At 59.5% G+C, this 25,801-nt stretch carries 29 protein-coding genes and 1 pseudogene; 15 read left to right on the forward strand and 15 right to left on the reverse strand.

Annotated elements, in window-relative coordinates:
* Positions 1-12: 12 nt before the first annotated feature.
* On the reverse strand, positions 13-534 hold the full coding sequence (yjgA, locus tag H3028_RS16360; protein WP_219920215.1) for a ribosome biogenesis factor YjgA: 522 nt from the start codon (positions 532-534) through the stop codon (positions 13-15).
* Between the two features lie 106 nt (positions 535-640).
* Here yjgA and pmbA point away from each other — a divergent pair, with 106 nt between their 5' ends.
* Positions 641-1,987: a metalloprotease PmbA gene (gene pmbA, locus H3028_RS16365; protein WP_181298297.1), complete on the forward strand. Its 1,347-nt coding sequence runs from the start codon at positions 641-643 to the stop codon at positions 1,985-1,987.
* Between the two features lie 124 nt (positions 1,988-2,111).
* Here pmbA and H3028_RS16370 read toward each other — a convergent pair whose 3' ends face one another.
* The 10 genes from H3028_RS16370 to H3028_RS16415 form a co-directional block, all read right to left on the reverse strand.
* Positions 2,112-2,384 carry an HPr family phosphocarrier protein gene (locus H3028_RS16370; protein WP_181298298.1) on the reverse strand — a complete coding sequence of 91 codons (273 nt, stop codon included), beginning with the start codon at positions 2,382-2,384 and terminating at the stop codon, positions 2,112-2,114.
* Positions 2,385-2,392: 8 nt separating this feature from the next.
* Positions 2,393-3,250, reverse strand: a complete 858-nt coding sequence (rapZ, locus tag H3028_RS16375) for an RNase adapter RapZ (protein ID WP_181298299.1) — start codon at positions 3,248-3,250, stop codon at positions 2,393-2,395.
* A 172-nt stretch (positions 3,251-3,422) separates the two neighbouring features.
* Complete coding sequence (gene ptsN / locus H3028_RS16380) at positions 3,423-3,887, reverse strand: PTS IIA-like nitrogen regulatory protein PtsN (protein ID WP_181298300.1); 465 nt, start codon at positions 3,885-3,887, stop codon at positions 3,423-3,425.
* Positions 3,888-3,893: 6 nt separating this feature from the next.
* Positions 3,894-4,202 (reverse strand): ribosome hibernation-promoting factor, HPF/YfiA family, encoded by a 309-nt coding sequence (gene hpf, locus H3028_RS16385; RefSeq protein WP_181298301.1) that lies wholly within the window; start codon positions 4,200-4,202, stop codon positions 3,894-3,896.
* An 80-nt stretch (positions 4,203-4,282) separates the two neighbouring features.
* Positions 4,283-5,791, reverse strand: a complete 1,509-nt coding sequence (locus tag H3028_RS16390) for an RNA polymerase factor sigma-54 (RefSeq protein ID WP_181298302.1) — start codon at positions 5,789-5,791, stop codon at positions 4,283-4,285.
* A 148-nt stretch (positions 5,792-5,939) separates the two neighbouring features.
* Complete coding sequence (lptB, locus tag H3028_RS16395) at positions 5,940-6,665, reverse strand: LPS export ABC transporter ATP-binding protein (protein WP_158187501.1); 726 nt, start codon at positions 6,663-6,665, stop codon at positions 5,940-5,942.
* Positions 6,665-7,213 (reverse strand): lipopolysaccharide transport periplasmic protein LptA, encoded by a 549-nt coding sequence (gene lptA / locus H3028_RS16400; RefSeq protein ID WP_181298303.1) that lies wholly within the window; start codon positions 7,211-7,213, stop codon positions 6,665-6,667. The genes lptB and lptA overlap by 1 nt, the downstream gene beginning before the upstream one ends.
* On the reverse strand, positions 7,200-7,772 hold the full coding sequence (lptC, locus tag H3028_RS16405; protein WP_181298304.1) for an LPS export ABC transporter periplasmic protein LptC: 573 nt from the start codon (positions 7,770-7,772) through the stop codon (positions 7,200-7,202). Before lptC ends, lptA begins: the two co-directional genes overlap by 14 nt.
* Positions 7,773-7,780: 8 nt before the next feature.
* A complete protein-coding gene (locus H3028_RS16410) occupies positions 7,781-8,302 on the reverse strand; it encodes an HAD family hydrolase (protein WP_168425196.1) in 522 nt (173 codons plus the stop codon).
* Positions 8,303-9,277: a KpsF/GutQ family sugar-phosphate isomerase gene (locus H3028_RS16415; RefSeq protein ID WP_181298305.1), complete on the reverse strand. Its 975-nt coding sequence runs from the start codon at positions 9,275-9,277 to the stop codon at positions 8,303-8,305.
* Between the two features lie 256 nt (positions 9,278-9,533).
* Here H3028_RS16415 and H3028_RS16420 point away from each other — a divergent pair, with 256 nt between their 5' ends.
* The 11 genes from H3028_RS16420 to hisC all read left to right on the forward strand — a co-directional run bounded on the left by H3028_RS16420 (position 9,534) and on the right by hisC (position 18,169).
* A complete protein-coding gene (locus H3028_RS16420) occupies positions 9,534-10,349 on the forward strand; it encodes an ABC transporter ATP-binding protein (protein WP_181298306.1) in 816 nt (271 codons plus the stop codon).
* Positions 10,342-11,139, forward strand: a complete 798-nt coding sequence (mlaE, locus tag H3028_RS16425; RefSeq protein WP_181298307.1) for a lipid asymmetry maintenance ABC transporter permease subunit MlaE — start codon at positions 10,342-10,344, stop codon at positions 11,137-11,139. The genes H3028_RS16420 and mlaE overlap by 8 nt, the downstream gene beginning before the upstream one ends.
* Positions 11,139-11,597 (forward strand): outer membrane lipid asymmetry maintenance protein MlaD, encoded by a 459-nt coding sequence (mlaD, locus tag H3028_RS16430; RefSeq protein WP_181298308.1) that lies wholly within the window; start codon positions 11,139-11,141, stop codon positions 11,595-11,597. The genes mlaE and mlaD overlap by 1 nt, the downstream gene beginning before the upstream one ends.
* An 11-nt stretch (positions 11,598-11,608) precedes the next feature.
* Positions 11,609-12,262 carry a phospholipid-binding protein MlaC gene (locus H3028_RS16435; protein ID WP_181298309.1) on the forward strand — a complete coding sequence of 218 codons (654 nt, stop codon included), beginning with the start codon at positions 11,609-11,611 and terminating at the stop codon, positions 12,260-12,262.
* On the forward strand, positions 12,255-12,581 hold the full coding sequence (locus H3028_RS16440) for a lipid asymmetry maintenance protein MlaB (protein WP_181298386.1): 327 nt from the start codon (positions 12,255-12,257) through the stop codon (positions 12,579-12,581). The genes H3028_RS16435 and H3028_RS16440 overlap by 8 nt, the downstream gene beginning before the upstream one ends.
* The gene (locus tag H3028_RS16445; RefSeq protein WP_181298310.1) at positions 12,578-13,060 is read left to right on the forward strand and encodes a phosphate-starvation-inducible protein PsiE; all 483 of its coding nucleotides are present in this window, start codon (positions 12,578-12,580) and stop codon (positions 13,058-13,060) included. The genes H3028_RS16440 and H3028_RS16445 overlap by 4 nt, the downstream gene beginning before the upstream one ends.
* A 98-nt stretch (positions 13,061-13,158) precedes the next feature.
* The gene (locus H3028_RS16450) at positions 13,159-13,398 is read left to right on the forward strand and encodes a BolA family protein (protein WP_181298311.1); all 240 of its coding nucleotides are present in this window, start codon (positions 13,159-13,161) and stop codon (positions 13,396-13,398) included.
* 99 nt (positions 13,399-13,497) lie between these two features.
* Positions 13,498-14,763 carry a UDP-N-acetylglucosamine 1-carboxyvinyltransferase gene (gene murA, locus H3028_RS16455; RefSeq protein ID WP_181298312.1) on the forward strand — a complete coding sequence of 422 codons (1,266 nt, stop codon included), beginning with the start codon at positions 13,498-13,500 and terminating at the stop codon, positions 14,761-14,763.
* Between the two features lie 126 nt (positions 14,764-14,889).
* Positions 14,890-15,519, forward strand: coding sequence for an ATP phosphoribosyltransferase (gene hisG / locus H3028_RS16460; RefSeq protein ID WP_181298313.1), 630 nt, complete (start codon positions 14,890-14,892; stop codon positions 15,517-15,519).
* 132 nt (positions 15,520-15,651) lie between these two features.
* A complete protein-coding gene (gene hisD / locus H3028_RS16465; protein WP_181298314.1) occupies positions 15,652-16,962 on the forward strand; it encodes a histidinol dehydrogenase in 1,311 nt (436 codons plus the stop codon).
* A 151-nt stretch (positions 16,963-17,113) separates the two neighbouring features.
* Positions 17,114-18,169 (forward strand): histidinol-phosphate transaminase, encoded by a 1,056-nt coding sequence (hisC, locus tag H3028_RS16470; protein ID WP_181298315.1) that lies wholly within the window; start codon positions 17,114-17,116, stop codon positions 18,167-18,169.
* A 42-nt stretch (positions 18,170-18,211) separates the two neighbouring features.
* Here hisC and algW read toward each other — a convergent pair whose 3' ends face one another.
* The gene (gene algW, locus H3028_RS16475) at positions 18,212-19,369 is read right to left on the reverse strand and encodes a Do family serine endopeptidase AlgW (protein WP_181298316.1); all 1,158 of its coding nucleotides are present in this window, start codon (positions 19,367-19,369) and stop codon (positions 18,212-18,214) included.
* Positions 19,370-19,574: 205 nt separating this feature from the next.
* On the opposite strand from algW, the gene H3028_RS16480 reads away from it, so the two are divergent.
* From H3028_RS16480 to cysN, 3 genes are all read left to right on the forward strand, one after another.
* On the forward strand, positions 19,575-20,333 hold the full coding sequence (locus H3028_RS16480; RefSeq protein ID WP_181298317.1) for a Nif3-like dinuclear metal center hexameric protein: 759 nt from the start codon (positions 19,575-19,577) through the stop codon (positions 20,331-20,333).
* Positions 20,334-20,509: 176 nt separating this feature from the next.
* A complete protein-coding gene (cysD, locus tag H3028_RS16485; RefSeq protein WP_181298318.1) occupies positions 20,510-21,427 on the forward strand; it encodes a sulfate adenylyltransferase subunit CysD in 918 nt (305 codons plus the stop codon).
* A 12-nt stretch (positions 21,428-21,439) separates the two neighbouring features.
* The gene (cysN, locus tag H3028_RS16490) at positions 21,440-23,338 is read left to right on the forward strand and encodes a sulfate adenylyltransferase subunit CysN (RefSeq protein WP_181298319.1); all 1,899 of its coding nucleotides are present in this window, start codon (positions 21,440-21,442) and stop codon (positions 23,336-23,338) included.
* Between the two features lie 330 nt (positions 23,339-23,668).
* Here cysN and H3028_RS16495 read toward each other — a convergent pair whose 3' ends face one another.
* The 3 genes and pseudogenes from H3028_RS16495 to H3028_RS16505 form a co-directional block, all read right to left on the reverse strand.
* Entirely contained in the window at positions 23,669-24,106 is a 438-nt protein-coding gene (locus H3028_RS16495) for a YtoQ family protein (protein ID WP_181298320.1), read from the reverse strand.
* Positions 24,107-24,423: 317 nt separating this feature from the next.
* Positions 24,424-24,914: pseudogene (locus H3028_RS16500) on the reverse strand (transposase); the annotation flags it as partial.
* Positions 24,915-25,182: 268 nt separating this feature from the next.
* Positions 25,183-25,635 carry a prepilin-type N-terminal cleavage/methylation domain-containing protein gene (locus H3028_RS16505; RefSeq protein ID WP_181298321.1) on the reverse strand — a complete coding sequence of 151 codons (453 nt, stop codon included), beginning with the start codon at positions 25,633-25,635 and terminating at the stop codon, positions 25,183-25,185.
* Positions 25,636-25,801: the final 166 nt, after the last annotated feature.

Below are 25,801 nucleotides of genomic sequence, written 5' to 3' on the forward strand. Positions count from 1 at the left end.
GCAGCTGCTTGGTTAGCGCAGCCCGCGCTGGGTCTCGTCCAGCTCGCGGATGTACTTGAAGATCTTGCGGGTGGCGGCTGGCGGCTTGTTTCGCGCCGCTTCGTGCTGGGCATGGCGGATCAGCCCACGCAGGTGCTGACGGTCGGCCTCTGGGTAGTCAGTAACGAAGGCTTCGAGGGTCTCGTCGTTACCGGCGATCAGGCGGTCGCGCCAGCGTTCCAGTGCATGGAAGCGCTCGTTGTATTGGCGGGTTGAGGCATCGAGTTGGTCGACCAGAGCCAGAATGGCGTCGACGTCCTGATCGCGCATCAGCTTGCCAATGTATTGCAGGTGGCGTTTGCGCGCGATATGAGCCGTGTGCTTCGGCGCATCGGCCAGCGCCTTGCGCAGTGCATCGGTGAGTGGCAGACGGTCTAGGACATCGGGCTTGAGGGTCGTGAGGCGTTCACCCAGCTCCTGGAGGGCGTGCAGCTCACGCTTGACCTGGGTTTTGCTTTTCTCCTCGAAGCCGTCGAGATCGGAAATATCAGGCATGGGGCTGGTCCAGTAGGAAATGCCGCCATGATAACAGCAGCCTTGCTGCGGAGCTCAATCGAGCACCCTTGGCTGCGACTTGATCGAATCAGTTGTTGGAGTGTTTATGAGTGAAATTGAGGGGATCGGTCCGCACGCGTTACCTGGATTGCGCGAAAAGGTCGCGCGGATCATAGAGGAGGCCAGCCGACAGGGCGCGAGTGCCTGCGAAGTGTCCGTCTCGATGGAGCAGGGCCTATCAACGACGGTCCGCCAGCGTGAAGTAGAGACGGTCGAGTTCAATCGCGACCAGGGCTTCGGCATCACGCTCTACGTCGGCCAGCGCAAAGGTTCGGCCAGTACCACCGGCAGCGGTGACGAGGCGATTCGAGAAACGGTGGCAGCCGCGCTAGCGATCGCCAAACATGCCTCCGAAGACGAGTTTGCCGGCCTCGCCGATCCGGCATTAATGGCGACGGACGTGCCGGAGCTGGATCTTTACCACCCTTGGAGCATTTCGCCCGACGAGGCGGTAGAGCTGGCGCTCAGCTGCGAGGCGGCGGCCTTCGCCACCGACAAACGCATCCTCAATGCCGACGGTACCAGCCTGAGCACTCACCAGGGCTGCCGGGGTTACGGCAATAGTAATGGCTTCATCGGAGCCTACTGCAGCACCCGCCACAGTCTTAGCAGCGTGATGATCGCCGAGGCCGAAGGGCAGATGCAGCGGGATTACCACTACGATGTCTCCCGTGTCGCTGGTGACCTGGCGTCCGCCGAGTCTATTGGTCGACGTGCCGCCGAGCGCGCGGTTCGCCGCCTGGGTGCCCGTCCCGTACCGACCTGCGATGTCCCGGTGCTGTTCTCGTCGGAACTGGCGACGGGGCTGTTCGGCCATTTCCTCGCTGCGATTTCGGGCGGCAATCTTTATCGAAAGTCTTCTTATCTGGAAGACGCGTTGGGACAAACGCTATTTCCCGAGTGGTTAAGCCTCGACGAGCGTCCGCATCTGCCGCGCGGATTGGCCAGTTCGGCCTATGACGGCGATGGGCTGGCGACCTATGCCAAGCCGTTCGTCGAGAACGGCAAACTGCTCTCCTATGTGTTGGGCACCTATTCTGGGCGCAAGTTGGGCATGCCCAGCACTGCCAATGCCGGCGGCGTGCACAACCTTTTCGTCACTCACGGTGATGAAGATCAGGCGGCTTTGATTCGTCGTATGGGACGCGGATTGCTGGTCACCGAGCTGATGGGGCAGGGCTTGAACCTGGTTACGGGAGACTATTCGCGTGGTGCCGGCGGCTTCTGGGTCGAAAACGGTGAAATTCAGTTCCCGGTGCAAGAAGTCACTATCGCGGGCAACCTGCGTGAAATGTTCCGTCAGATCGTCGCGGTGGGTTGCGATGTTGAGACGCGTAGCAGCATTCACACCGGGTCTGTGCTGATCGAGCGGATGAAGGTGGCGGGGAGTTAAAGCCGCAACCTGGAAGCCGATGGAAAGCTAGACGGAATAGCAGCTGTAAGCTTGAAACTAAAAGTTGAAAAGGCTTGGTCGGGCTCGACACTGTTTCGCTTCCAGCTTCCAGCTTCCAGCTCTGCTACTCGCCCTCCTCGAAATAGTCTTCGATCAGCGCGGTCAACGCCTCGAGTGCCTCTTGGTCCTGTTCGCCCTGGGTGTGTAGGTGCAGGGTGGTGCCTTTGCTGGCGGCAAGCATCATGACGGCCATGATGCTTTTGCCATCGATGAGGCTAGCAGGACAGCGCCCGACGCGGATGTCACAGGGATACCGGCTAGCGACACCAACAAACTTGGCGGCCGCGCGGGCATGCAGGCCCAGCTTGTTGATGATGATGATTTCGCACGAAGGCATGTAAGTTCCTAAGCCAGGTCGCGGTGGCGGACCTGGACGTTCTTCAGGGGTTCGCGCAGTGCCTGCCCGAGTCGCTCAGCAAGATAAACCGAGCGGTGGTGCCCACCCGTGCAACCGATAGCGACAGTGACATAGGCGCGATTACTGGCTGCGAAGCGCGGAAGCCATTTGCTCAGATAGCCAAGGATGTCCTGAAACATCTCTTCAACATCCGCTTGCGTGGCGAGGTAATCGATGACGGGCTGATCCAATCCCGAAAAATCGCGCAGGTCAGCCTTCCAGTACGGGTTGGGTAGGCAGCGCACATCAAACACCAAGTCGGCATCAACCGGCATGCCGCGCTTGAAGCCAAATGATTCGAAGAGAAACGCCGTGCCCGGTTCAGGCTTGTTGAGTAGGCGCAGCTTTAGCGTGTCGCGTAACTGGTACAGGTTGAGGTGCGTCGTGTCGATCTTCAGGTCGGCGTGATCGATGATGGGAGCCAGCAGCAGCTCTTCGTCACGGATGGCTTCGGCCAGGGAGCGGTTCTGATTGGTCAACGGGTGACGCCTGCGCGTTTCCGAGAAGCGCTTGAGTAGCGTCTCGTCGGCGGCGTCGAGGTACAGCACATCGCATTGAATATAGCGGGCGCGAACGTCCTTGAGCAGTTCGGGAAAGCGCTTCAGCTGGCTGGGCAGATTGCGCGCATCGATAGAGACCGCGACCTGCGGTTGTAGCAGTTCCGTGTGCAGCAGCGCCCGTTCTGCCAACTCAGGCAGAAGGCCGGCGGGCAGGTTGTCGATGCAGTAGAAGCCGTTGTCCTCGAGCACATCGAGCGCCGTGCTCTTGCCGGAACCGGAGCGGCCGCTGACGATGATCAGGCGCATTGCGGCGTCATGTTCGACAGGGCGCGGGCTTGATCGCCATGCTGTACGCAGCGCGGGTAGGGTAGGAGTTGGCAGGTTATGGGCACGTCTCTTCCTCACTCAGCGTAGGGCGATGGAATGCCGTTCCGCCAGCAGGGCCTCGGTCGCGGCCACGGCGAAACGTCAACAGGCCCTAGCGACCGCTCTGAATATCGACGACGGCCTGATACAGGTCCGGTCCCGTATTGGCCTGACGCAGGCGTTCGCGGACCTCTTCGCGGTCCAGCATGCTGGCGATCTGCCGAAGCAGCTCAAGGTGTTCGTCGGTCGCCGCTTCCGGCACCAGCAGGACGAACAGCAGGTCGACCGGCGCACCATCAATGGCATCGAAATCCACCGGCGTATCGAGCCGCAGCACCGCGCTGAGCGGTGACGTACAGCCGGGCATACGGCAATGAGGAATGGCAATTCCATTGCCGAAGCCGGTGGAGCCGAGCTTCTCACGGGCAATGAAGCTTTCGAAGATGGCTTGGGAGTCGAGGTCTGGAAGGTCTCGGCCAAGCACTTTGGCGATCTGTTCCAGGACGCGTTTCTTGCTGCCGCCCGGTACGTTCACCAAGGAACGTCCGGGGGTCAGTATGTTTTCGATTCGGATCATGATGGGTCAGCGAGCTAGGGCGCCCTGGTTATGGTCGAGCTGTTTTTCTTTGTGCTTGATGAGCTGCCGGTCCAGCTTGTCGGCAAGCAGGTCTATAGCGGCGTACATGTCGCCATGTTCGGCATTGGCGACGACTTCGCGTCCAGCTACATGCAGCGTGGCTTCGGCTTTCTGCTTGAGTTTCTCGACCTGAAGGATCACCTGGATGGCAATGATGCGATCAAAATGCCGCTCCAGTCGGTCGAACTTCTCCTCGACGTAGTCACGCAGGGCGTCTGTGATTTCCAGGTGAAGGCCAGTGATGTTTATTTGCATACTGCATCTCCTTTTTGCCACATGCGGATTGGCGGGATAGGTACCCGCCACCGGAAGACATCAATCAGGTCGCCTGGCATTTACATCAACCGCTTACGCTCGCTGGATGGCGCAATACCGAGTGACTCGCGGTACTTGGCGACAGTGCGGCGCGCGACTTGAATACCCTGTGCCTCCAGTAGATCAGCGATCTTGCTGTCGCTCAATGGCTTTTTGGCGTTTTCCGCAGCGACCAGCTTCTTGATCATTGCCCGTATCGCTGTGGACGAGCATTCGCCGCCTTCGGCTGTGCTGACGTGGCTGGAGAAGAAGTATTTTAGTTCGTAGATGCCGCGGGGCGTATGCATGAATTTCTGCGTCGTGACCCGCGAAATCGTCGACTCATGCATCCCTACCGCCTCTGCGATGTCATGTAGCACCAGAGGCTTCATGGCTTCATCGCCGTGTTCGAAGAAGCCGCGCTGGTGCTCGACAATCTGCGTGGCGACCTTCATCAGTGTTTCGTTGCGGCTGAGCAGGCTCTTGATGAACCAGCGCGCCTCCTGCAACTGGTTACGCATGAAGGTGTTGTCGGCGCTGGCGTCAGCACGCTTGACGAAGCCGGCATACTGCGCGTTCACCCGCAGGCGCGGCATCGCTTCCTGATTCAGCTCGACCAGCCAGCGGCCATTGTGCTTGCGCACGATCACGTCGGGCACGACGTACTCCGGCTCGCCTGCTTCGATCTGTGAGCCGGGGCGGGGATTGAGCGTCTGTATCAGATCGATGACCTGGCGCAGCTCGTCCTCCTTGAGCTTCATGCGGCGCATCAGCAGGCTGTAGTCGCGACTGCCGAGGACATCCAGGTAATCACTCACCAGCTGCGTCGCCTCACCCAGCCACGGTGTCCGCTCGGGAAGCTGGCGAAGTTGCAACAGCAAGCATTCGCGCAGGTCTCGTGCACCGATGCCGGCCGGTTCGAATTGCTGAATGCGCCGCAGCACCACCTCAATCTCATCGAGTTCGATTTCAAATTCCGGATCAAACGACTCGAATACCTCTTCGAGGGTTTCGTCGAGATAGCCCTGCGGGTTGATGCAGTCGATCAGGGTGGTGGCGATGAGGCGGTCGGTATCGCTCATGGGTGCGAGGTTGAGCTGCCAGAGCAGATGACTCTGCAGGCTTTCGCCGGTGGAGGTGCGGCTGGTGAAATCCCATTCATCATCATCACTGCTGGGCAAGCTGCTGGCGCTAGTCTGGTAGATGTCTTCCCAGGCGGTGTCTACCGGCAGTTCGTTAGGGATGCGCTCGCCCCAGTCGCCTTCCTCAAGGTTCTCCACCGTGTTGATGGGTTCCTCGTAGTGATTGTCTGGCTCGCTCTGCTCGGTGGAAGTGCTTTCCGGCTTCTTCTCGATCGACTCGGCCATCGGGTCGGAGTTATCGAAGTCGTCCCCGTCCTCTTCGCGTTCGAGCATGGGGTTGGAGTCCAGCGCTTCCTGGATCTCCTGCTGCAGATCGAGCGTGGATAACTGGAGCAATCGTATGGCTTGTTGCAGCTGCGGTGTCATCGTCAGCTGCTGGCCCATCTTCAGGACTAGCGATGGTTTCATGGCAGAGGACTTCGAACCTTGTTTGCCGGCGCAACCGCGCCTGTTCCGATTTCGCTGGCGCTGCTGGCGCCGATGTAAGCAAATTATATGCCTGCTTCAGAAGCCTTTGCCTAGCCCTAGACGATCGTCTCGGTCGAAAAAACCGGTGTCAGAGTCGGAATTCGTGCCCGAGGTAAACTTCCTTGACCAGCTGGTTGGCTAGGATCGTTTCCGCATCGCCCTCGGCGATCAGTTGGCCGTCGTTGACGATGTAAGCGGTTTCGCAGATGTCCAGCGTCTCGCGTACGTTGTGATCGGTGATGAGCACGCCGATGCCCTTGGCCTTCAGATGATGGATGATCTGTTTGATGTCACCAACCGAGATCGGGTCGACACCGGCGAAGGGTTCGTCAAGAAGGATGAACTTGGGCGCAGTGGCCAGCGCGCGAGCAATCTCGACGCGACGTCGCTCGCCGCCGGAAAGGCTCATGCCGAGGCTATCGCGGATGTGGTGGATGTGGAATTCCTGTAGCAGCCCTTCCAGCGCCTGCTGGCGACCGCTGCGATCGAGATCTTTGCGGGTTTCCAGGATCGCCATGATGTTATCGGTCACCGACAGCTTGCGGAAGATCGAGGCTTCCTGCGGCAGGTAGCCGATGCCGGCCCGGGCGCGGCCATGCATGGGCAGATGGGTGACATCCTGCTCATCGATCAGTACGCGCCCCTGATCGGCTTTTACCAGGCCTACGATCATGTAGAAACAGGTCGTCTTGCCAGCGCCGTTGGGTCCTAGAAGGCCGACGATCTGTCCGCTTTCGATGGACAGACTGACATCGCGTACGACCTGACGGCTCTTGTAGCTTTTCGCCAAGTGCTGGGCCTTCAGAATTGCCATTACTCGGTCTGCTCCGCTGCCGGTTGTTCTTTCTTGCGCGGCTGGATGACCATATCCACGCGAGGGCGCGGCGTGGTGACATCGGTATTGGTGGCCCGGCCGGCGTTGACGATCTGCCGCTGAGTGTCGTAGACGATCTTTTCGCCTTCGAAGGTGTTGCCTTCCTGTACGACTTTTGCCTGATCGATCAGCACGATGCGCTCGTTTGCGGCGAAATACTGGATAGTCAGGCCGTACGCCTTGACGATTTCCTTATCCACCGCTGGCTTCTGCTCGTAGTAGGCGGGTTTGCCAATGGAGGTGAAGACCTCGACATCACCGTTGCTGTTCTGAGTGATGGTCACGGTGTCACCGGTGATCTTCATCGTGCCCTGGGTGATGACTACGTCGCCGCGATACACGGCAACGCCCTGTCGATCGTCCAGCTCCGCCGTGTCGGCCTGGACGCGGATGGGCTGGTTGCGGTCCTCCGGAAGCGCATGGGCATTCGAGCCGAGCAGAAAGATGCTCAAGCCGATCAGAAGGGGGAAAGTCTTAACGCAGCTCATGCTGGCCTCTTACATTGGATAGCAGGAGCATCCTGCCTTCATTCAGATACGCTTTCATACCCGTAGCGGTCGTTACGCCGTTCGCGGCGACGATTCTAACGGGTTGGCGGGTCTCGGCATAATCCTTCTCGGGAAGCACTGTCATTCGGCTGCTGGTGACAATGGTCGGGCGTCCCTTAGCATCGGTGCGTTCGATCCTGACGTTATCGATCAGCTCGACTTCCTCGCCTTGCGGGCCGACTTCACCGCGCTCGCTGGTCACGTGCCACGGCAGCTCCGAGCCCCGGTAGGACCGCAGATCGGGGCGGGTCAGCAAACTGATGTCCGTGGCCTTGATGTGCTCCACTTTCTCGGCGGACAGCTCATAGTTGCGCTTGCCATCCGGCTGGTATTGGACGGTTCGAGAGTTGATCACGTAGAAGTCGATCGGTGACTCCTCGCCTTGTGCCACCGGGGCTTCCTGCATAAAGCTCTCGGGGCGAATGTTCCAGTAGCCGACCGCGACCAGAAGCAGGGCGATTAGCAGAAGGATGGCGGGAAAGCGGATTCTGCTCAGCATTGAAACCTCTAAAGATAGGCGGCCTGAGCGGCTTCGAGGCTGCCTTGGGCGCGCATGATCAGTTCGCAGAACTCTCGTGCCGCGCCCTCGCCACCGCGGGCGGCGGTCACGCCGTGTGCATGCTGGCGGACAAAAGCATCGGCACTGGCGACAGCCATGCCCAGGCCGACGCGGCGGATGACCGGCAGGTCTGGCAGATCGTCACCCAGGTAGGCGACTTCAGCGTAGTCGAGTCCGAGTTCGGCGAGCAATTCATCGAGCACTACGAGCTTGTCCTCGCGCCCCTGGTACAGGTGCTGAATACCCAGGTTCTGCGCGCGACGCTCGACCACCGGTGTTTTACGCCCGCTGATGATCGCGGTGCGTACGCCGGAGTTGATCAGCATCTTGATGCCGTGACCATCGAGCGTGTTGAAGGTCTTGAACTCGCTACCATCGACGAGAAAGTACAGTTTGCCGTCCGTGAGTACGCCATCGACATCGAAAATCGCTAAGCGAACATCGCGGGCACGGCGTAGTAGATCGTTCACTTACATCACTCCTGCGCGCAGCAGATCATGCATGTTCAGCGCGCCGACCGGACGGTCGTTTTCATCGACCACGACCAGCGCGTTGATCTTGTTGTCTTCCATAATTTTCAGTGCTTCGGCGGCGAGCATGTCGGCAATGGCAGTCTTGCCGTGAAGGGTCATGACCTGATCAATGCTGGCCTGACGCACGTCGATTCCCTTGTCCAGCGTGCGGCGCAGATCGCCATCGGTAAATATGCCGGCCAGGCTGCCGTCGGCCTCGATCACCGCCGTCATGCCGAGCCCTTTCTGGGTCATTTCCAGCAAAGCTTCGCGTAGCGGAGTGCCACGGCTGACCTGAGGCAGGCGGTCGCCGGCGTGCATCACGTGTTCGACCTTGAGCAGCAAGCGTCGGCCCAATGCGCCGCCCGGATGCGAAAAAGCGAAGTCTTCAGCGGTGAAACCTCGCGCTTCCAGCAAGGCAATCGCCAGCGCGTCGCCGAGCACCAGGCTGACGGTGGTCGAGGAGGTGGGTGCAAGGTTCAGCGGGCAGGCCTCGATGGCAACGCTTGCGTCGATATTAACGGCCGCCGCCTTGGCGAGCACCGATTCGGGGTTGCCGGTCATGCTGATCAAGGTGATGCCGAGGCGTTTGATTAACGGCAGCAGCGTCACGATCTCGTTGGTGGTACCCGAGTTGGACAGGGCCAGTACAACGTCGTCACGGGTAATCATGCCCATGTCGCCATGACTGGCTTCGGCTGGGTGGACGAAAAATGCGGTGGTGCCGGTGCTGGCGAGCGTGGCGGCGATTTTGTTCCCGATATGCCCCGACTTGCCCATGCCGACCACGACGACGCGTCCCTTGCATTGAAGGATAAGCTGGCAGGCCTTGACGAACTGCGCATCGATGCGGGTTTTAAGTTGCTCGACTGCCTCTATCTCCATGCGGATAGTGCGCTGGGCAGTCTCGATCAGCTGGCTGCTCTGGCTCATGTTCGCGTCGTCGCCTGAATGAAAGCGCGGGATTATAGCGGCAAACCCTGCGTCGCTCACCGAAAAGCTGTAGCGTCCGTTAACATCGGGGAGCTGTCCCGTGTCGCGCGGAGAGAGGTCCGTCACGCGCCGATACAGGGCCCTTGTTTGGGTGCGCAGTGGCGCGGTGCTATAGTCCGCCGCCGAAAACGGCATGCGAAGTAACTCCGCAAAGCCGGATGACGTCTGATTCGCAGGCTGTATCCAAGGAGATCCGATGAGCGCCGCCAACGCTAACGCCGTCGAGCTGAAGAGCGTCACCTTCATGCGCGGTGAGCGGAGCATTTTCAACGATGTCGACATCGTCATACCGCAAGGCAAGGTGACCGCCATCATGGGGCCGTCCGGCTGCGGTAAGACCACGCTGTTGCGCCTGATCGCCGCCCAGCTCAAGCCGACCAGTGGACAGGTCTGGGTCGCCGGGACCAACCTGCCGACTCTGTCGCGTCGCGAGCTGTTCGACATGCGCAAGCAGATGGGTGTGCTATTCCAGAGTGGCGCCCTGTTTACGGACCTCGACGTCTTCGAGAATGTTGCCTTTCCATTGCGCGTGCACACCAAGCTGCAGGAGGAAATGATCCGCGACATCGTTCTGATGAAGCTGCAAGCGGTGGGCTTGCGCGGTGCGGTGGAACTGATGCCAGACGAGCTGTCCGGTGGCATGAAGCGCCGCGTGGCGCTGGCTCGTGCGATCGTTCTGGACCCCCAGATTCTCATGTACGACGAACCCTTCGCCGGCCAGGATCCGATTGCGATGGGTGTTCTGGTGCAACTGATCCGACTGCTCAACGATGCCCTGGGCATCACCAGTATCGTCGTCTCCCACGACCTGGCGGAAACCGCGAGCATCGCGGATTACATTTATGTGGTGGGTGACGGCCAGGTGCTCGGGCAGGGGACGCCTGCTGAGTTGCGTGAGTCGACCAATCCACGGATTCAGCAATTCATGAAGGGCGCGGCGGACGGTCCAGTACCTTTCCATTTTCCGGCACCGGCCTATGCCGAGGATCTGTTGCGAGGCTCCGATGCGTAAGCGTTCATTGATCGAGCGAATCCGGATGTTTGGCGAGGCTGGGATGAATGTGGTCGCGGCGCAGGGGCGCGCGACGCTGTTTCTGTTTCATGCGTTGTTCGGCCCTAGTGGGCTGAGCAATCGCTTCTCCCTGTTGGTCCGGCAGCTCTACTCGGTCGGCGTACTGTCGCTGGCCATCGTGGTGGTTTCAGGGATGTTCATCGGTATGGTGCTGGCGCTGCAGGGTTATAGCATTCTCAGCAGCTACGGCTCCGAGCAGGCGGTCGGGCAGATGGTCGCCCTGACATTGCTTCGCGAATTGGGGCCGGTAGTCACCGCGTTGCTGTTCGCCGGGCGCGCCGGGTCTGCACTGGCTGCCGAGATCGGAAACATGAAGTCCACCGAGCAGCTGTCCAGCCTGGAAATGATCGGCGTCGACCCGTTGAAGTACATCATCGCGCCGCGGCTGTGGGCCGGCTTCATCTCCTTGCCCTTGCTGACCGTCATTTTCAATGTGGTCGGTATCTGGGGTGGGGCAATGGTTGCGGTGGACTGGCTCGGCGTTTATGAGGGCTCGTTCTGGTCGAACATGCAGAACAGCGTCACCTTCACCTCGGATGTGCTCAATGGCGTCATCAAGAGCATGGTGTTTGCCGTCGTGGTCACCTGGATTGCGGTATTCCAAGGCTACGATTGCGAGCCGACCTCGGAAGGTATCAGTCGCGCCACCACCCGGACCGTGGTTTACGCCTCGCTGGCGGTACTCGGCCTCGACTTTATTTTGACCGCCTTGATGTTTGGAGACTTCTGATGCGTATCCGCACCCTGGAAATCGGTGTTGGCCTGTTCCTGCTGGCAGGTGTGCTGGCCTTGCTGTTGCTGTCGCTGCGTGTCAGTGGGCTGAACGTCGGCAGCACCGACACTTACAAGCTTTACGCCTATTTTGACAATATCGCCGGACTCAGTGTCCGATCCAAGGTCACCATGGCTGGCGTAACCATCGGCAAGGTGACGGCGATCGACCTGGACCGTGAGAGCTATACCGGACGTGTCACGTTGGAAGTCCAGAAAGATGTCGACATCCTGCCGATGGACTCCACCGCGTCGATTCTGACCGCCGGCTTGCTGGGTGAAAAATACGTCGGCATCAGCGTCGGCGGCGAAGAGGAGACCCTGGGCGACGGCGATACCATTCGCGATACTCAGTCGTCCCTTGTGTTGGAAGAGCTGATCGGCAAATTTTTGCTCAATTCGGTCAATAAAGAATGAGGAGTATCCACATGATGACTGCCCTGCGTCGCGGCTTGCTGGTATTGCTGGCAGCCCTGCCTATGCAGGCTTTTGCGGCTCCCAGCGCTCATGAAGTGATCCAGAAGACCACCGATGAGCTGCTTGCGGATCTCAAAGCCAATAAAGACCAATACCGCCAAGACCCGAGCGCTTTTTACGACTCGCTCAACGATATTCTCGGCCCGGTGGTGGACGCGGAAGGGATATCCCGAAGCATCATGACGGTTAAATACTCGCGTAACGCCAGTCCTGAACAGATGACTCGCTTCCAGGAAAACTTCAAGCGCAGCCTCATGCAGTTTTATGGCAACGCATTGCTGGAATACAACAACCAGCAGATCCGGGTGTCGCCGGCGAGCGGCAAGCAGGATGCTGAACGTACCAGCGTCGGCATGGAAGTGACCGGCCGCCAGGGCGAGATCTACCCGGTGTCCTACACAATGGTCAATCAAGGTGATGAGTGGCGGGTGCGCAACGTGATCATCAACGGCATCAATATCGGCAAACTGTTCCGTGATCAGTTCGCCGACGCCATGCAGAAGAACGGTGGTGATCTGGACAAGACCATTGATGGGTGGGCTGAGGTGGTCGCGCGCGCGAAGGACACCGAGGCTGGCCAGCAGGCAGCGGGCGATGATGACTGACGCACGTGTCGAAAGTGGCGTCAACGGCGAGCTGCGGCTCTTCGGTGTGCTCGACTACCAATCCGGGCCGGCCATGCGCCGGGCCGGCCAGGCCTTGATCCGTGAGCACAAAGGGAAGCGGTTGTTGATCGATTGTTCGACAGTGGAAAAATCCAGCAGCGTCGGGCTTTCACTGCTGCTGGCCTTCACCCGAGACGCGATCGCCTCCGGTCAGGAAGTGGTTATCGCCGGTATGCCTGACGACATGCGCGAAATTGCCAGAGTGTCCGGTCTGCTTGATGTTCTTTCGCTGTCAGACGAAACACGAGGAGCCGTTTGATGCTCCGTTGGGCGGAAGCGATGCGCGGGAAGGTCCATGCGACCGCGGAGTCGCTGGGCAACCTGCTCGTCGAAACCTTTCATTACCTGGCGCTGTTCGCCATCGGTGCGGTCACCGCCTGGGCAGGGCTGGTGGCCTTCCTCGGGATGATCGACAAGGGCAGCATCAGCGTCGATGACATCCTGTTGTTGTTCATCTACCTTGAGCTCGGCGCGATGGTTGGTATCTATTTCAAGACCAACCACATGCCTGTGCGTTTCCTCATTTACGTGGCTATTACTGCGCTGACTCGCTTACTGATCTCCGATGTTTCGCATCATCATCGTCCAGACATGGGCGTGGTCTATATTTCCGGAGCGATTCTGCTGCTGGCTGTTGCCATTTTGGTGGTGCGCTTTGCCTCCTCGAAATTTCCTGCGGTAGCGGCGGGTAACCGTCATCCGCGTCCGTCCGATAGCGAGGCGGAGGCGCTTGAGTAGGTGAGCTTCGTCACCCCGCGCGGCTTCGGGGTTCGCAGCCTTCGGGCTTTTTTGTATGATGGCCGGCCGCGCGCGTCCGGCGCTGATCGAGGTTGAACATGCAGGCCGTAGAAGTTAAGAATTTTCTGGAAGAAAAGCTTCCAGGTGCACAGGTTGAAGTCGAAGGCGAAGGCTGCAATTTCCAGCTGAACGTGATCAGCGACGAGTTGGCTGGTCTGGGTCCGGTCAAGCGCCAGCAGCACATCTACGCGCACCTGAACCCTTGGATCGCCGACGGCAGTATTCACGCCGTCACGATGAAATTCTTCAGCCGCGCCGACTGGCTTGCACGTAGCTGATCGCCGGTCGCAACATCTTTCAGCCCGTGCGCGAGTTTTTGACGTCGCGCACGGCTCCTCTTCGCAAGTGCTTCGAGCCTGCGGGTTACGGGAACATCCATGGATAAATTGATCATTACCGGCGGTGCCCGCCTCAACGGCGAGATTCGCATCTCCGGTGCCAAGAACTCGGCTCTGCCTATCTTGGCGGCTACCCTGCTTGCCGATACCCCGGTAACTGTCTGCAACCTGCCGCATCTGCACGACATCACCACCATGATCGAGCTGTTCGGCCGCATGGGTGTGCAGCCGATCATCGATGAAAAGCTCAGCGTCGAAGTCGACGCCAGCAGCATCCAGACGCTGGTGGCGCCTTATGAGCTGGTCAAGACCATGCGCGCCTCGATTCTGGTGCTCGGGCCTATGGTGGCGCGCTTCGGCGAGGCGGAAGTTGCCCTGCCGGGCGGCTGTGCCATTGGTTCGCGCCCGGTCGACCTGCACATTCGCGGCCTCGAAGCGATGGGGGCACAGATCGACGTAGAAGGCGGCTATATCAAGGCGCGGGCGCCGGCTGGGGGTTTGCGCGGTGCGCATTTCTTCTTCGATATTGTCAGCGTGACCGGCACCGAGAACATCATGATGGCCGCGGCGCTGGCCAACGGTCGCAGCGTACTGGAAAACGCCGCGCGCGAGCCGGAAGTGGTCGACCTGGCCAATTTCCTCAACGCCATGGGCGCGCAGATTTCCGGTGCGGGTACCGACACCATCACCATCGACGGTGTGAAACGCCTGGGTGGCGGCCGCTACAGCGTCATGCCTGACCGTATCGAGACGGGCACCTATCTCGTCGCCGCTGCGGCGACCGGCGGTCGTGTGAAGCTCAAGGACACCGATGCCACCCTGCTGGAGGCGGTGTTGCACAAGCTCGAAGAGGCCGGTGCTCATATCGATACCGGCAGCAACTGGATCGAGCTGGACATGAAGGGCAATCGGCCGAAAGCGGTGAATGTGCGCACGGCACCGTATCCGGCTTTCCCGACCGATATGCAGGCCCAATTCATTGCCATGAACGCGGTCGCCGAAGGCACCGGTACGGTGATCGAAACGGTGTTCGAGAACCGCTTCATGCATGTCTACGAAATGAACCGCATGGGCTCGCAAATCCTCGTCGAGGGCAACACCGCCATCGTGACCGGGGTTTCCAAGCTGAAGGGCGCGCCCGTCATGGCGACCGACCTGCGCGCTTCGGCGAGTCTGGTAATTGCTGGCCTGGTGGCGGAGGGCGATACCCTCATCGACCGCATCTACCACATCGACCGCGGATACGAGTGCATCGAGGAAAAGCTGCAGTTGCTGGGCGCCAAGATCCGCCGCGTACCGGGCTAGCTATCGGCAATGGGCCGCAGTCGTCCGCTGGTTGAGCGGGCGGCCCCGGCTGGAACCTGCGCTTGGCTCGGTTGCCCATGCCTGCGTCAGGGTCGCCATCAACAGGTTTCCAAGGAATAACCGTCCATGCTCACCATCGCCCTGTCCAAAGGCCGCATCCTCGATGACACCCTGCCGTTGCTGGCGGCAGCCGGTATCGTCCCCACCGAGAACCCCGAAAAAAGCCGCAAGCTGATCATTCCGACCACGCAGGATGACGTGCGTCTGCTGATCGTGCGCGCCACTGACGTGCCGACCTACGTCGAGCACGGCGCGGCGGATCTCGGCGTGGCGGGAAAGGACGTTCTGATGGAATACGGCGGACAAGGGTTGTATGAACCGCTGGACCTGAAAATCGCCAACTGCAAACTGATGACCGCCGGCAAGGTCGGTGCGCCAGAACCCAAGGGGCGACTGCGGGTCGCGACCAAGTTTGTCAATGTCGCCAAACGCTACTACGCCGAGCAGGGCCGTCAGGTCGATATCATCAAGCTCTACGGATCGATGGAGCTGGCCCCGCTGGTGGGTCTGGCAGACAAGATCATCGATGTGGTCGATACCGGCAACACGTTGCGTGCCAACGGGCTGGAGCCGCAGGAGCTGATCGCCATGATCAGTTCGCGTCTGGTAGTCAACAAGGCGTCGATGAAGATGCAGCATGCGCGGATTCAGGCGCTGATCGATGCTTTGCAAAACGCAATAGCGCACCAGGGTTAACGTTTGCCTGGCTGCTGGGCAGCTGGCTCGCCTATCCGTGTCATAGCCTAGATTTTCAGGTGCCCACACGGCGGGCTTGTTAATCTAGGGGCGCCTGAAATCAGCTTGCACGTATCTCTCATGAGGCCTGTTATGACCGCTCCGATCGATATCCGCCGACTCAATGCCGCTGATCCTGAGTTCTCGCGACACCTGGATCATCTGTTGAGCTGGGAGAGCGTGTCCGATGATGGCGTCAATCAGCGCGTGCTGGAAATCATCAAGGCCGTGCGCGAGCGAGGCGATACCGCACTGGTCGAGTTCACCCAGCGTTTCGATGGCCTTGAAGTGGCCTCTATGGCCGACCTGATTCTGCCGCGTGCGCGCCTTGAGCTAGCGCTCGATCGCATCAGTCCGGCCCAGCGCCAGGCGCTGGAGGCCGCCGCGGAGCGGGTCCGCAGCTATCACGAAAAACAAAAGCAGGACTCTTGGACCTACACGGAAGCCGATGGCACCGTGCTCGGTCAGAAGGTCACGCCACTCGATCGCGCAGGGCTCTACGTGCCCGGCGGCAAGGCCTCATACCCGTCTTCGGTATTAATGAATGCCATTCCGGCGAAGGTGGCCGGTGTGCCGGAAGTGGTCATGGTTGTGCCGACGCCTCGCGGTGAAATCAACGAGCTGGTGCTGGCGGCGGCATGCATCGCCGGGGTTGATCGGGTCTTTACCATTGGTGGTGCTCAAGCCGTAGCGGCACTGGCCTACGGCACCGAAAGCGTGCCGCCGGTGGACAAGATTGTCGGCCCGGGCAACATATACGTCGCGACTGCCAAGCGCCACGTGTTCGGCAAGGTTGGCATCGACATGATCGCCGGACCTTCCGAGATTCTGGTGGTTTGCGATGGCCAGACCGATCCTGACTGGATCGCGATGGACCTGTTCTCCCAGGCCGAGCACGACGAGGATGCGCAATCGATCCTGGTCAGCCCGGACGCGGCGTTCCTCGATCGGGTCGCTGAAAGCATTGCCCGCCTACTGCCAACCCTCGAGCGCGCCGAAATCGCTCACGCCTCTCTGCAGAGCCGCGGGGCGCTGATTCAAGTGGCTGATATGCAACAGGCCATCGACGTGGCTAACCGCATCGCGCCTGAGCACCTGGAGCTCTCCGTTGCCGATCCGGATCAATGGCTACCGCAGATTCGCCACGCGGGCGCGATCTTCATGGGGCGCTATACCGCTGAAGCGCTGGGTGACTACTGCGCCGGCCCGAATCACGTGCTGCCTACCTCGGGAACCGCACGATTCTCGTCGCCGCTCGGGGTGTACGACTTCCAGAAGCGTTCATCCATCATCAACTGCTCGGCCGAAGGCGCATCGGAGCTGGGTAAGATCGCCTCGGTACTGGCTCGCGGCGAGTCGTTGACTGCACACGCGCGCAGTGCCGAGTACCGTATAAAGCGGTAAAGCCGATAAGTGCGCTGAAGGTCGGGCGAAGAGCCAAGCGCGGTGCTCTTTCGTCCAGCCACTGGCTGCCGATCCTATCAACGCCCAAGCGACTTGCCTCGAAACTGCACCATGCCAGTCAGACACAAATAACGTGAATTGCGAGAACCCCATGAGCAAATTCTGGAGCCCCTTCGTCAAGAATCTGGTGCCCTATGTGCCGGGTGAGCAGCCGAAGCTGACCAATCTTGTCAAACTCAACACCAACGAGAATCCTTATGGCCCATCGCCGAAAGCAATCGCGGCGATGCAGGCCGAGCTGAACGATAGCCTGCGGCTGTACCCAGACCCGAACGGCGAGCGCCTCAAGCGTGCAGTTGCCGACTATTACGGTGTGCAGCCGGCCCAAGTATTCGTCGGGAATGGCTCGGACGAGGTGCTTGCCCATGCCTTTTATGGCCTTTTCCAACACAGCAAGCCATTGCTGTTCCCCGACGTGACTTACAGCTTTTACCCGGTCTATTGCGGTCTGTATGGGATCGCGTACGAAACCATTGCGCTGGATGATGAGTTCCAGATTGACGTGGCCGGTTATTCCCGGCCTAACGGTGGAATCATCTTTCCCAATCCCAATGCGCCGACGGGTTGCCTGCTGGCGCTGGATGCGATCGAGCGATTATTACAGGCGAATCCCGATTCCGTCGTGCTGGTGGATGAGGCCTATATCGATTTCGGTGGCACCTCGGCCATTGCGCTGGTAGATCGCTACCCGAACCTGCTGGTCACCCAGACGTTGTCGAAATCGCGCTCGCTGGCGGGGCTACGGGTTGGCCTGGCCGTCGGACATCCGGATCTGATCGAGGCGCTGGAGCGCATCAAGAACAGCTTCAACTCCTATCCGCTGGACCGCATCGCCATCGCTGGCGCCGCGGTTGCGTTCGAAGATCGCGTTTATTTTGAACAGACCTGTCAGCAGGTGGTCGCCAGCCGCGAAGCGGTTGTTTCGGCAATGCAGGGATTGGGCTTCCAGGTCCTGCCATCTGCGGCGAACTTCATTTTTGCCCGGCATCCGCAGCGCGATGCTGCAGCGCTTGCCGCTGGGCTTCGAGAGCAGGGCGTGATCGTGCGACATTTCAAGCACCCCCGGATCGAGCAATTCCTGCGAATTACCATCGGCACGCCGGAGCAGAACCAGGCGTTGCTCGACGCACTGAAGGGCATCGGCTGATTAGCCTAGCCGCTAACATCCTGGGCTGCTTGCGGCTCAGGCTTATTGAGGACTTTTCTCTACCAGCGGTCGCATGCCGACTTCGGCGGTCAGCGTCAGCGGCTTGCCGTTGCGCAGGATGTCGATATCGATTTCGTCGCCAGGCCGAGCGCGGGCGACCTGGTTCATCGAGTTTCGACCATCACTGGCCTGCTCCCCATCAATGCTGAGAATCAGATCGCCCGGGCGTAAGCCGGCGCGTTCCGCAGGACCTTCTCGATAGACCCCAGCGACGACAATTCCCGGTCGGCCCGCCTGGCCAAACGACTCGGCCAGTTCCGGCGTCAGGGACTGCACCTCCACGCCGAGCCAGCCGCGGATTACCCGACCATGCTCGACGATGGATTTCATCACGTCCATGGCGAGCTTCACCGGGATCGCAAAGCCGATGCCCTGCGAACCGCCAGATTCGGAGATGATCGCCGTGTTTATGCCGATCAGATGGCCTGCGGTATCGACCAGCGCGCCACCGGAATTGCCGCGGTTGATGGCTGCGTCGGTCTGGATGAAGTCCTCATAGGTATTGAGCCCCAGCTGGTTGCGTCCTGTGGCGCTGATGATGCCCATGGTCACGGTCTGCCCAACCCCGAACGGATTGCCGATCGCCAGAGTCACGTCGCCGATGCGGATGCCATCAGAGCGGCCGATAGTGATTGCAGGCAGGTCCGCCAGATCAATCTTCAGCACCGCGAGATCGGTCTCGGGGTCGTTGCCAATTACCCGAGCGAGTGTCTCGCGGCCATCGCGAAGGGCCACCACGATCTGCTCGGCATTGGCCGTGACGTGGTTGTTGGTCAGCAGATACCCTTCTGGGCTCATAATCACCGCCGAGCCCAGGCTCGACTCCATACGGCGCTGGCGTGGCAGGTTGTCACCGAAGAACCGCTGATATAACGGATCGTCCTTGAGCATTGGCTGCTGGCTGGAACTATCGATCAGCTTGGTCGTATAGAGATTGGCTACCGCTGGCGCTGCGCTGCTGACCGCATTGGCGTACGAATACGGGCCTTGCTGCGGTATGCCCACGAGCGGTGCTTGTCGCAGGGTATATTCCGGTTCGGCGTTCATACCTACCAGCTGCGGGTAGCGCTGAATGATCAGCAGGGCCACCAGTAGGCCCACCAGCAACGGCCAGCCAAAAAAACGCAGGGCATTGATCATCGCGATTCGAAATCCGGACAGGTTGCGGAGGGCGATAGCGCCCCTTAAGGTGGCGGCATTATACGAAGCTGGCTGCGAATTGCAGCTTTGCCACGGTGATTCTGTGCTGGTTTGCCAAAGCCGCTTGGTTCATTTCCGTTCCAGACCGGGCGGTGGCTGTTATCAGCGCGGCCAGCGTCGGCATATTCAATGAGAGGAAGCCTGCATGGCCGTTGCGCTAACCACACTGGTAGACGAAGCGGATCGCTACCTGAACACCGCGAAGATCTCCGACTATTGCCCGAACGGCCTGCAGGTAGAAGGACGGCCGCAGGTTCGCCGCATCGTCAGCGGGGTTACGGCCAGCCAGGCGTTGCTCGATGCCGCGGTCGAGGCGCAGGCCGACGTGGTGCTGGTGCATCACGGCTATTTCTGGAAAAACGAAGATCCGCGCGTCGTTGGCATCAAGCAGCGCCGATTGAAGACGCTGCTCAATAACGACATCAGCCTGCTCGCCTATCACCTGCCGCTCGACGTGCACCCCGAAGTGGGCAACAACGTCCAGTTGGCGCGGTTGCTCGGGCTAATCGTGGAAGGATCGCTGGAGCCTGACAACCCGCGTTCGGTCGGTCTCGTTGGCTCGCTCGATACACCGCTTGCGCCCGCTGATTTCATGCGTCGGATACAGACCGTACTCGGACGCGAGCCGCTGATGATCGAAGGAGCCGGGCTTATCAGGCGGATCGCCTGGTGCACGGGCGGCGCTCAGGGCTATATCGATCAAGCTGTGACGGCCGGCGTCGATGCCTATCTGACCGGAGAAGTCTCGGAGCCCACCGTGCATATCGCACGTGAAAGCGGGTTGAGTTTCTTTGCAGCCGGGCACCACGCCACCGAGCGTTACGGCGTGCAGGCGCTCGGCGACTATCTGGCGAAGCGATTTGCCGTCGAACACCTGTTCATCGACTGTCCCAATCCGGCCTGATGCGCCGCCCCTGCTGGCCGTAACCCTACTTGGCGCGGGAGATAAAGCGCGGTTTCGTCGGCATAAACCTAGAGCATTTAGATCTAAGAAGCGGCCTGATTAGAATTTTGTGCCGTGCTAAAGTTGCGCCTCGTTCCGGCCTTGCCGGCCGTCCACCTGCAAATTCGTGAGTAGCCATGGTCGACAAACTGACGCATCTGAAACAGCTGGAGGCGGAAAGCATCCACATCATCCGTGAGGTGGCCGCCGAGTTCGATAATCCGGTGATGCTTTATTCCATCGGTAAGGATTCGGCCGTGATGCTGCATCTGGCGCGCAAGGCATTTTTTCCTGGTCGTCTGCCGTTCCCGGTGATGCACGTCGACACTCGCTGGAAATTTCAGGAAATGTATCGTTTCCGCGAGAAGATGGTCACCGAGATGGACCTGGACCTGATTACCCATGTCAACCCGGATGGTGTTGCGCAGGGCATCAACCCCTTTACTCACGGTAGTGCCAAGCACACCGACATCATGAAGACCGAGGGTCTCAAGCAGGCGCTCGACAAGCACGGCTTCGATGCGGCGTTCGGTGGCGCACGGCGTGATGAAGAGAAGTCTCGGGCGAAAGAGCGCGTGTACTCCTTCCGCGACAGCAAGCATCGCTGGGACCCGAAAAACCAACGCCCTGAACTGTGGAACGTCTACAACGGCAACGTGAAGAAGGGCGAGTCGATCCGCGTCTTCCCGCTATCGAATTGGACCGAGCTGGATATCTGGCAGTACATCTACTTGGAGCAGATCCCGATCGTGCCGCTGTACTTCGCCGCCGAGCGCGAAGTCATTGAGAAGAACGGCACCCTGATCATGATCGATGACGAGCGTATCCTCGAGCACCTCACCGACGAGGAAAAGGCGCGCATCGAGAAGCGCATGGTCCGCTTCCGCACCCTCGGCTGCTACCCGTTGACCGGCGCGGTGGAATCCACTGCCTCGACCCTTCCGGAGATCATCCAGGAAATGCTTCTGACGCGTACGTCCGAACGTCAGGGCCGTGTCATCGACCACGATGGCGCCGGTTCGATGGAAGAAAAGAAACGTCAGGGCTACTTCTAAGGATTCCGCACTATGTCTCATCAGTCTGATTTGATCAGCGAGGACATCCTCGCCTACCTGGCGCAGCACGAGCGCAAAGAGCTGTTGCGCTTTCTGACCTGCGGTAATGTCGATGACGGCAAAAGCACCCTGATCGGGCGCCTGCTGCACGACTCGAAGATGATCTATGAAGATCACCTTGAAGCGATCACCCGTGATTCAAAGAAATCCGGCACCACAGGCGACGATGTCGACCTGGCGTTGCTCGTCGATGGGCTGCAGGCCGAGCGCGAGCAGGGCATTACCATTGATGTTGCCTACCGCTATTTCTCCACCGCCAAGCGCAAGTTCATCATCGCCGATACCCCCGGCCACGAGCAGTACACGCGCAACATGGCGACAGGCGCTTCGACGTGCGACCTGGCGATCATCCTGGTTGATGCGCGCTATGGTGTGCAGACCCAGACCAAGCGCCACAGCTTCATCACCTCCTTGCTCGGCATCAAGCACATCGTAGTGGCCATCAACAAGATGGACTTGATGGACTTCGATCAGACCGTTTTCGAGCGTATCAGAGCCGATTACCTGGCCTTCGCCGAGCGCATCGAGCTCAAGCCATCCTCGTTGCATTTCGTGCCGATGTCGGCATTGAAGGGTGACAACGTGGTCAATCGTTCCGAGCGTGCGCCCTGGTATGAGGGGCAGTCGCTGATGGAAATTCTGGAAAGTGTCGAGATCGCTGGCGACCGCAACTTCGACGACCTGCGCTTCCCGGTGCAATACGTCAATCGACCCAACCTCAACTTCCGCGGCTTCGCCGGTACCCTCGCCAGCGGGGTCGTGCGCAAGGGCGACGAGATCGTCGTGCTGCCATCCGGTAAGCGCAGCACCGTCAAATCCATCGTCACCTATGACGGCGAGCTGGAGCAGGCTACGCCAGGCGAAGCCATTACGCTGACCCTGGAAGACGAGATCGACGTGTCCCGCGGCGACATGCTCGTGCACGCCGACAACCTGCCGCGCATCACTGACAGTTTCGACGCCATGCTGGTTTGGATGGCCGAAGAGCCGATGCTGCCGGGCAAGAAATACGATATCAAGCGCGCCACCAGCTACGTGCCGGGCTCCATTGCCAGTATCACCCATCGGGTCGATGTGAATACCCTGGAGCACGGCCCGGCGAGCAGTTTGCAGCTCAACGAGATTGGTCGGATCAAAGTCAGCCTCGACGCCCCGATTGCACTGGACGGCTATGCGACGAACCCGGCTACCGGCTCGTTCATCATCATCGACCGCCTCACCAACGGTACCGTTGGCGCGGGCATGATCATCGCCGATCCGGTTGCGTCGGGCTCGTCCGGGCATCACGGCGCGCTGGCTCATGTCTCTACCGAAGAGCGCGCAACGCGCTTTGGTCAGCAACCCGCGACCGTGCTGTTCACCGGTCTTTCCGGCGCCGGCAAGAGCACGTTGGCCTACGCGGTCGAACGCAAACTGTTCGATATGGGCCGCGCTGTCTACGTACTGGATGGCCAGAATCTGCGTCACGATCTGAACAAAGGCCTTCCGCAAGACCGCGCCGGCCGTACCGAGAATTGGCGCCGTGCCGCGCATGTGGCGCGTCAGTTCAACGAGGCAGGTCTGCTGACATTGGCAGCATTCGTCGCGCCGGATGCCGAAGGCCGCGAGCAAGCAAAGGCGTTGATCGGCAGTGGCCGGGTCGTCACCGTCTACGTCCAGGCTTCACCGCAGGCTTGTCAGCAACGCGATCCGCAGGGTCTGTATGCGGCGGCTGGCGATAACATTCCTGGCGAGTCCTTCCCCTACGACGTGCCGGGCAATGCTGATCTCATCGTCGATACTGAGTCGCTGACGGTCGAAGAGGGCGCCAAGCAGGTCATTGATCTGCTGCGTAAGCGCGGTGCTATCTGACTCGATGTGGCAAAGCAAAACGCCCTGCAGGTGCAGGGCGTTTTGGTTGATGTCGGACCCCGCTGATTGGCGGGGTTTCGCTTTTTAGGAAATCGAATCTATGGACGGCTTGCCTCCGAAGGAGGACTAAAGGACGTGACGGACCTTCACTTCACTTCGCTGTGGGTCGCGCCTCCTGCAAAGGCGGTACAGTGCGAGCTTTCCGCTTCGTGGGAGGGCCGACCCGGCGCGAAGCGTTTGGCTCTGCCTACGGCTGAGCGCGCTGCAGATACTGTTTCATAAGGCCGGTGCAAGCCGCCCGGGCGTTGAAGTAATCCGTGACTCTGGTTGCTATCGCACCACGTACTTGAGAATTTCCACAACCTGCTCGGTGCTGGTCGCCCAGGCCATGGCGGCCGCATCGACCTCTTTCAGTGGATGCACGATGTCGTCGCCATGCAGCGTCACATATGGCTTGCCCAAGGCCGCGCAGTAACCGGCATCGAAGGCGGCGTTCCACTGCTTGTACTTGTCGCCGAAACGCACCACCACCAGGTCGGCTTGTTGAATCAGCGTCTTAGTGCGAATCGCATTGACCTTGGAGGATCTGTGATCGCGCCAGAAGGCGCTGGACTCGGCACCAAGGCAATCACCGGCAGCATCGCTAGCCTCATGATCGGTTACGGCGGAAGTGAAGACTACGTCCAGCTCGGCGGCGGTAGCGCCACGCTTGATCTCGTCACGCCAGTCGGTATGGATTTCACCAGATAGGTAAACGGTAAAGCTCATGGTTCCTCCAGAAATCAGTGTTGCCTGCGATATGTCTCGTTGGCAAGGAGGCACCGATGCTAGCCCAGCAATATGCAGGAGGACCAGGCTGGAATAGCCAAAGGCGTAGTTTGAGTGGATGGGTACGGTTGCGATGTGGGGCAATGGACGCAGCTGATTCGCGGTGAACGATGGAAGCGCCTTTGGATTCGCGATGCCGCATCGACGTAGGTCGAATTAGCCGAAGGCGTAATCCGACGTTCGGTTTTTGGCGATTCCATCTTATGAATTACGGGGCACACGCTCGGCTCCTGACACCAGAAGCTTAGGGTTACCGCCCAGTAGGCAGGATACAGTCCGGCACGAACGTCACGATGAAAGCTCGAAAAGGGCCAATCCCCTACGCGCCGAACCAGACCATGCTTGAGTGGTTTACGTACACATAGTCGACATGTCGTCGGAAATCGTTTTCGTTGCGGATCAGATGTTCCCAGTAACGACGCTGCCAGATGCCACGCTCGCCTCGATGCAGTCGTACAGCCGAGCGATATTCGTCAGGTGGTAAAGCACGGCAGAAGAATGTCTTGATCAATCGCCAACGCAGCGGATAGTCCGCATCATCCGGCGGTAGCGTCCAGACACAATGCATATGCTCGGGCAGCACCATCCAGGCGTCGATGGTAAAAGGATGGAGTCGATGTACACGCCGGACGGAAGCTCGCAGTACATCAATATGTCGCACCAGCAGATCATTGCTGCGGCGCTCCAGAAGATTAACGGTGAAAAACCAGCTCGCCCCTGGCACGAGGGCGCGACGATAGTTAGGCATCTTTGCCTCTCCGACATTTTTACGGACCCGCAATGTAGGCCGGATCATTTGCCAGCGATTTGCCCCGATTCGCGGTAAACCACAGAGGCGCCTTCTGGCGATTCCATCTTAAGAAGAGCGATCCGCCGCACCGGGGTTGGTGCCGTGACGCAGAGCGTCACCCAAGGCGTTCCCACGCGGGAGCGTGGAACGATAAAAACACAAAACCCCGCCGGAAAAGGCAGGGTCTTGTGTTGTCAGACGGTACTTAACCGTGCGGGTTTCAGGGCTAAATATTATTCTTCGTAATTGCTGCCAGTGCTGCAGTTTGAGTAACGGTGGTTGTGTTAGCCCAAGTTAGTGCAGTGCTATCAGCGGCAGACGTCGGAGTCATCGTAATAACCAAGCCATCAACGCCACTGCCAATTCCTGTTGCAAGAGTCAGTGCAATAACACCATCAGTAACAGTTGCGCTTGCAACCTCCTTGGTCGCTGTAAATACTGGAATGCTAGTCACGGTGCCGCCTGTGGTATCGCACGAAGTCAAAACCCCTCCTGCCTCCTGGGCGCATAGTGCAACGGCGGTTTTAAGCGGGGCCGCGGCTGTCAGAGCGTTAGCCACTTTAGCCTTGATTGTGTAGTCCTGATATTGCGGGATCGCAATCGCCGCCAAAATACCGATGATCGCCACAACGATCATCAATTCAATAAGCGTAAAGCCTTTCTGCATTTGAGCTTTCATTTGAGTCCCCTTTTAAGTGTTAAGGCTGTGAGCCTGCCAGAGCTAAGCAGTTGGCGTGCCAGCTCTCGTTTGCGCCAAGCGCAGCGGCCAATACTGTGAAGCACCTCTATCTATTGTTGTTACTGAGCGATGTTTTCCGATTGCTGCTCGCCTCCCATATTTCAAA

This window comes from Pseudomonas sp. Q2-TVG4-2, from assembly GCF_013620795.1.
Taxonomy (GTDB): Bacteria; Pseudomonadota; Gammaproteobacteria; order Pseudomonadales; family Pseudomonadaceae; genus Stutzerimonas.

What these genes read in the sequence shown, in the direction of transcription:
- yjgA (WP_219920215.1), bottom strand. Translation starts at nt 534, where the DNA reads ATGCCTGATATTTCCGATCTCGACGGCTTCGAGGAGAAAAGCAAAACC.
- pmbA (WP_181298297.1), top strand. Translation starts at nt 641, where the DNA reads ATGAGTGAAATTGAGGGGATCGGTCCGCACGCGTTACCTGGATTGCGC.
- H3028_RS16370 (WP_181298298.1), bottom strand. Translation starts at nt 2,384, where the DNA reads ATGCCTTCGTGCGAAATCATCATCATCAACAAGCTGGGCCTGCATGCC.
- rapZ (WP_181298299.1), bottom strand. Translation starts at nt 3,250, where the DNA reads ATGCGCCTGATCATCGTCAGCGGCCGCTCCGGTTCCGGCAAGAGCACG.
- ptsN (WP_181298300.1), bottom strand. Translation starts at nt 3,887, where the DNA reads ATGATCCGAATCGAAAACATACTGACCCCCGGACGTTCCTTGGTGAAC.
- hpf (WP_181298301.1), bottom strand. Translation starts at nt 4,202, where the DNA reads ATGCAAATAAACATCACTGGCCTTCACCTGGAAATCACAGACGCCCTG.
- H3028_RS16390 (WP_181298302.1), bottom strand. Translation starts at nt 5,791, where the DNA reads ATGAAACCATCGCTAGTCCTGAAGATGGGCCAGCAGCTGACGATGACA.
- lptB (WP_158187501.1), bottom strand. Translation starts at nt 6,665, where the DNA reads ATGGCAATTCTGAAGGCCCAGCACTTGGCGAAAAGCTACAAGAGCCGT.
- lptA (WP_181298303.1), bottom strand. Translation starts at nt 7,213, where the DNA reads ATGAGCTGCGTTAAGACTTTCCCCCTTCTGATCGGCTTGAGCATCTTT.
- lptC (WP_181298304.1), bottom strand. Translation starts at nt 7,772, where the DNA reads ATGCTGAGCAGAATCCGCTTTCCCGCCATCCTTCTGCTAATCGCCCTG.
- H3028_RS16415 (WP_181298305.1), bottom strand. Translation starts at nt 9,277, where the DNA reads ATGAGCCAGAGCAGCCAGCTGATCGAGACTGCCCAGCGCACTATCCGC.
- H3028_RS16420 (WP_181298306.1), top strand. Translation starts at nt 9,534, where the DNA reads ATGAGCGCCGCCAACGCTAACGCCGTCGAGCTGAAGAGCGTCACCTTC.
- mlaE (WP_181298307.1), top strand. Translation starts at nt 10,342, where the DNA reads ATGCGTAAGCGTTCATTGATCGAGCGAATCCGGATGTTTGGCGAGGCT.
- mlaD (WP_181298308.1), top strand. Translation starts at nt 11,139, where the DNA reads ATGCGTATCCGCACCCTGGAAATCGGTGTTGGCCTGTTCCTGCTGGCA.
- H3028_RS16435 (WP_181298309.1), top strand. Translation starts at nt 11,609, where the DNA reads ATGATGACTGCCCTGCGTCGCGGCTTGCTGGTATTGCTGGCAGCCCTG.
- H3028_RS16440 (WP_181298386.1), top strand. Translation starts at nt 12,255, where the DNA reads ATGACTGACGCACGTGTCGAAAGTGGCGTCAACGGCGAGCTGCGGCTC.
- H3028_RS16450 (WP_181298311.1), top strand. Translation starts at nt 13,159, where the DNA reads ATGCAGGCCGTAGAAGTTAAGAATTTTCTGGAAGAAAAGCTTCCAGGT.
- murA (WP_181298312.1), top strand. Translation starts at nt 13,498, where the DNA reads ATGGATAAATTGATCATTACCGGCGGTGCCCGCCTCAACGGCGAGATT.
- hisG (WP_181298313.1), top strand. Translation starts at nt 14,890, where the DNA reads ATGCTCACCATCGCCCTGTCCAAAGGCCGCATCCTCGATGACACCCTG.
- hisD (WP_181298314.1), top strand. Translation starts at nt 15,652, where the DNA reads ATGACCGCTCCGATCGATATCCGCCGACTCAATGCCGCTGATCCTGAG.
- hisC (WP_181298315.1), top strand. Translation starts at nt 17,114, where the DNA reads ATGAGCAAATTCTGGAGCCCCTTCGTCAAGAATCTGGTGCCCTATGTG.
- algW (WP_181298316.1), bottom strand. Translation starts at nt 19,369, where the DNA reads ATGATCAATGCCCTGCGTTTTTTTGGCTGGCCGTTGCTGGTGGGCCTA.
- H3028_RS16480 (WP_181298317.1), top strand. Translation starts at nt 19,575, where the DNA reads ATGGCCGTTGCGCTAACCACACTGGTAGACGAAGCGGATCGCTACCTG.
- cysD (WP_181298318.1), top strand. Translation starts at nt 20,510, where the DNA reads ATGGTCGACAAACTGACGCATCTGAAACAGCTGGAGGCGGAAAGCATC.
- cysN (WP_181298319.1), top strand. Translation starts at nt 21,440, where the DNA reads ATGTCTCATCAGTCTGATTTGATCAGCGAGGACATCCTCGCCTACCTG.
- H3028_RS16495 (WP_181298320.1), bottom strand. Translation starts at nt 24,106, where the DNA reads ATGAGCTTTACCGTTTACCTATCTGGTGAAATCCATACCGACTGGCGT.
- H3028_RS16505 (WP_181298321.1), bottom strand. Translation starts at nt 25,635, where the DNA reads ATGAAAGCTCAAATGCAGAAAGGCTTTACGCTTATTGAATTGATGATC.